Origin of the sequence: Allostella sp. (assembly GCF_041913585.1) — a bacterium.
GTDB lineage: Bacteria > Pseudomonadota > Alphaproteobacteria > ATCC43930 > Allostellaceae > Allostella.
This window is the reverse complement of sequence record NZ_JAYSFE010000254.1, coordinates 1-2645: the sequence shown is the minus strand read 5'-3', so window position 1 is coordinate 2645 and position 2645 is coordinate 1. Positions and strand designations below refer to the sequence as shown.

Genomic DNA, 2645 nt, shown 5'->3' with positions numbered 1-2645 from the left:
TCACACGCTCTCGCGCTCGACGATCTCGAAGCCGAGGTCGACGACGCGGCGCTCGACGGGCTCGCCGGCGATGCGGGCGAGCAGCAGTTCCGCCGCCCGGGCGCCGATGGCGCGCGAGGGGACGCGGACCGTCGTCAGGGCGGGCGTCAGTTCCTGGGCGATCTCGAGGTCGCCGAGGCCGGCGATCGCCAGCTGGTCCGGGACCACGACGCCGACCTTCCGGCACTCGAGCAGCGCCCCCACCGCCAGCACGTCGTTGGCGCAGAAGGCGGCGTCCGCCTCGGGGGCGAGCTGCAGGAGGGCGCGCAGGGCACGCCGGCCGGCGCCGTAGGTGATCTCCTGGACGCGAATATCGGGGGCCGCCGGTTCCAGGCCGGTCTCCGCCAGCGCCTCGGCATAGCCATGGCGGCGCGCGGCGGCACGGTCGTCGTCGCTGCCGATATAGGCGATGCGCCGGCGGCCGCGCGCGAGCAGGTGGCGCGTCATGGCGCGCCCCGCCGCGCGGTTCGAGAAGCCGACGACGAGATCGATCGGGTCGTCGGTCAGGTCCCAGGTCTCGGCGATCGGGATCCGGGTGCGCTTCAGGAGCGCGCGGGTCTCGGGGCGACGCACGATGCCGATGCGCGCCAGGGCATCGGGCTGGCGCCCGGCGAGCGCGGTCAGCAGCGCGTGCTCGGCCTCGGGCGAGTAGGTGCCCTGACCGAGCAGGATCTGCAGGCCGGCGCGACCGGCCACCTCCGAGAACCCGTCGACGGTCTCGGCGAAGACGGAGTTGGCGATGGTCGGCACGACGAGGGCCATGATCCCGCTCCGGCGCGACGCCAGCGCGCTTGCCGAGAGGTTCGGGATGTAGCCCAGCGCCTCGATCGCCTCCATGACCCGCCGTCGCGTCTCCGGTGCCACCTTGTCGGGCTGGCGCAGCGTGCGGGACACGGTGATCGCGGTGGTTCCGGCGGCGGCGGCGACATCCTCGATGCGGGGGCGGCCGGAGGCGCCGCGCGGCCGCCGGCCGCGGCCCGTTGACGCATCGCTCATGACAGCGCTAACATACGCCCATTCCGGCCTGGGATGCGCCGGAGCGAGGCGGGAGGAACGGGGACCATGCTGTCGGTCGCGGACATCGAGTTCTATCGCGAGAATGGCTACGTCGTGGCGCCCAGCGTGCTGGATGCCGGGACGTTGAGCAAGATTCGCCAGACGGTGGCCGAAATCTGCGACGGAGCGCGCGGACGGACGACCCACGACGGGATCTACGACCTCGAGCCGTCGCACCGGCCGGACGCGCCGCGGGTGCGGCGGATCAAGGTGCCGCACGCGAACTTCCCCTTCTTCCGCACGCTTGCGGGCTACGGCCCGATGGTCGAGATCCTGCGCCAGTTGCTGGGCCCCGACGTGCGCCTGCACGGGTCGAAGATCAACATGAAGGCGCCGGGCTACGGCTCGCCGGTCGAATGGCATCAGGACTGGGCCTTCTACCCGCACACCAACGACGACCTGCTGGCGGTCGGCGTGCTGCTCGACGATGCCGGCCCCGACAACGGGCCGCTGCTGGTGGTGCCCGGCTCCCATCGCGGCCCGACCTGGGACCATCACGACGCGAGCGGCCATTTCTGCGGCGCGATGCAGCCCGAGGCCTGCCCCGGCCTCGACCTGTCGCAGGCGGTGCCGCTGCTGGCCCCCGCCGGTTCGATGACCTTCCATCATGTGCGGGCGGTGCACGGCTCGGCGCAGAACTTCTCGGCGCGGCCGCGCACGCTGCTCCTCTACGAGTTCGCCGCCGCGGACGCCTATCCGCTGAACGGCGTCGGCGACTTCGCGGATTTCCAGTCGCGGATGGTCGCGGGGCAGTCCCCGATCACGCCGCGGATCGTGCCGGCGCCGGTGCGCATGCCGCTGCCGCCGCCCCGCTTCAAGGGTTCGATCTACGAGAGCCAGACCGCGACCGCGCGGCGCTGGTTCGAGATGCGCGAGGAGCCCGCGCCCGCCGGCTGAGGCTGCCCGTTGTTCCCGCGCCCGGCCCATGGTTCGATGGTGCCGAGGCCGGAGGCGGCGGGGAGGGGAGATGCTCAGGACCGTCATGCTGGCGGCGGCGCTGGCCGCCGCACTCGGGCTGACCGCCCGGCTCGGGCCGGCGGCGGCGCAGGAATCGCGCGATCCGATCCGCATCGCCGTCCATGACTGGACCGGGCAGCAGCTGACCGCGCGCCTCGTCGGCGGCATCCTGGAGCGCAGCGGCTACCGGACGCGCTACGTCGTCACCGACTATCTCGCCGGTCTCGACGCCATGGTGGCGGGCCGGGTCGACGTCGTGACCGAACAATGGGACACCACCGCACGGCCGGCGATGCGCCGCGCCGAGGCGACCGGCAAGGTCGAGCGGCTGGGCGCGCTCGGGCCGACGGCGGTCGAGGACTGGTGGTATCCCCTCTACATGAAGGAGCGCTGTCCCGGACTGCCGGACTGGCGGGCGCTGCGGAACTGCGGGGCGGCCTTCGCCACGCCGGACACCGCGCCCAAGGGCCGCTATCTCGGCCTGCCCGGCCTCTGGGGCGGCTTCGATGCCGAGCGCATCGCGGCCCTCGGGCTGCCGTTCGTCGTCGTCGACGCCGCCAACGAGGCGGCGATGTTCGCCGACCTCCAGGACG

Annotated in this window: 3 protein-coding genes; 2 read left to right on the top strand and 1 reads right to left on the bottom strand. The window is 73.2% G+C overall.

Features of this window, described 5'->3' with window-relative positions:
- Complete coding sequence (locus tag ACE3Q3_RS23870) at positions 1–1035, bottom strand: LacI family DNA-binding transcriptional regulator (protein WP_374450278.1); 1035 nt, start codon at positions 1033–1035, stop codon at positions 1–3.
- A gap of 66 nt (positions 1036–1101) precedes the next feature.
- Between ACE3Q3_RS23870 and ACE3Q3_RS23865 the strand changes: the two genes are divergently transcribed.
- Together ACE3Q3_RS23865 and ACE3Q3_RS23860 are read left to right on the top strand one after the other, a co-directional pair.
- Positions 1102–1992, top strand: a complete 891-nt coding sequence (locus ACE3Q3_RS23865) for a phytanoyl-CoA dioxygenase family protein (RefSeq protein WP_374450276.1) — start codon at positions 1102–1104, stop codon at positions 1990–1992.
- Positions 1993–2062: 70 nt separating this feature from the next.
- Positions 2063–2645: glycine betaine ABC transporter substrate-binding protein (locus tag ACE3Q3_RS23860; protein ID WP_374450274.1), on the top strand; the 583-nt coding region annotated here is incomplete at its 3' end.

Excerpts from the sequence above, each read along its gene's own strand:
- ACE3Q3_RS23870 (WP_374450278.1), bottom strand. The coding sequence starts at position 1,035 with ATGAGCGATGCGTCAACGGGCCGCGGCCGGCGGCCGCGCGGCGCCTCC.
- ACE3Q3_RS23865 (WP_374450276.1), top strand. The coding sequence starts at position 1,102 with ATGCTGTCGGTCGCGGACATCGAGTTCTATCGCGAGAATGGCTACGTC.